Here is a 1236-nt window from a genome sequence, read left to right as displayed (position 1 = left end):
CGGGTGGCGGCCGACGGGCCGGCGCCGTTCGCCTGGGTCCGCCTCGACCACGACGCCGAGCCGGTCACCGCGCTCGCCCGTCGGCGGGGCGTGGCGGTGGCCGGGGTGGACGAGTTCGCCGCGCGCCGGGGGGTGCCGCCCGGGCTGCGGGTCAGCCTCAGCGCCGACGAGGAGACCGTCCGCACCGCGTTGCGCGCCCTGGCCCGGCTGCTGCCCCCGGTACGCCGCCCGACGTAGCGGACCGGCCCGGCTACGCCCGGGGGCGTACCGGAGATGCCGTCGCCGCGCCGACGCCCCGCCGGTGTCCGCCGGCGGATGCTGCGTCCATGCGAGACACACCGCGTCTGTTCACCGTACTGGGGCTGGTCGTCGGCGCGATCGGCATCGCGGTCATGTGGGCGGCGGGGGTCGAGTTCCCCGTCGCGATCCCGCCGGGCATCGTCATCCTGCTGGCCGGCGCCCTCTTCGTCGGGCTGACCCGGATCTGCTGGGCCCCGGCGGTCGGCGCGTTCCTCGGGCTGTTCGTCGCGGTCGGCTGGGCGATCAGCCCCACCGGCTGGGGCAACCTCACCGGCGAGGCGGGCGCCGCGGTGGCGGCCGGCCAGGCCGTCCAGCTGATCGGGGTGCTCACCGCCGTGGCCGCCGGCGTCACCGCGACGGTACGCCGGTACCGCCGGCGGCCCGCCGGTTGAGCCGGCCGCGCCGGGCCGGTCAGGTCAGCGCGCCGCGGGCCTGCAGGTGGTCGAAGATGAGCTGGTCGACCGGGGAGACCCGGGGCCGGTCATGGTAGCCGAGCCAGGCCAGCTCAGCGATCTCGCTCGCCGGCCGCAGGGTGCCCCGGTAGTCGGCCGCGTAGCAGGTCAGCCGTACCAGTGTCCCGGCGGCGTGCCCGTGCGCCTGGGCGGAGAAGGTGCCGGCCGGCTGCACCGACTCCGGCACGATCGCCACGTCCAGCTCCTCGCCGATCTCCCGGACCAGCGTCTCCAGGTCGGTCTCGCCGGCTTCCCGCTTGCCGCCGGGCAGGTACCAGACGTCCTTGCCGCGCGAGCGGGTGCTCAGGACCCGGCCGTCCTCGATCCGGATCCAGGCCACCTTGTCGATCTCGCGCACGTCGCCCCGCTCCCCCCGCTCGGCTGCGGCCTCACCATAGTCGGCGGCGCCCGGTCAGCCGCCGATCGGGGCGCCGCGCCACTGCCAGGGCCCGCGCGGCGGCCGGCCGGGGAACGTACGGCGACC

The 1236-nt window shown here is 77.3% G+C and carries 3 protein-coding genes; 2 read left to right on the top strand and 1 reads right to left on the bottom strand.

The window, feature by feature from the left end; translation table 11 throughout:
• On the top strand, positions 1-237 hold a 237-nt coding region (locus ACWEVO_RS36730), incomplete at its 5' end, for a hypothetical protein (protein ID WP_452311981.1).
• Positions 238-326: 89 nt separating this feature from the next.
• Positions 327-692, top strand: a complete 366-nt coding sequence (locus ACWEVO_RS36725) for a hypothetical protein (protein WP_452311980.1) — start codon at positions 327-329, stop codon at positions 690-692.
• A gap of 19 nt (positions 693-711) precedes the next feature.
• Here the strand turns inward: ACWEVO_RS36725 and ACWEVO_RS36720 are convergent, their stop codons facing one another.
• Positions 712-1110, bottom strand: a complete 399-nt coding sequence (locus tag ACWEVO_RS36720; protein ID WP_452311979.1) for an NUDIX hydrolase — start codon at positions 1108-1110, stop codon at positions 712-714.
• Positions 1111-1236: the final 126 nt, after the last annotated feature.

The organism is Micromonospora sp. NPDC003776, assembly GCF_053605645.1.
The sequence above is the reverse complement of the archived record's forward strand: the minus strand, read 5'-3'. Positions and strand labels throughout refer to the sequence as shown.

Bases quoted from the DNA above. Each gene is read 5' to 3' on its own strand.
- ACWEVO_RS36725 (WP_452311980.1), top strand. From the start codon at position 327: ATGCGAGACACACCGCGTCTGTTCACCGTACTGGGGCTGGTCGTCGGC.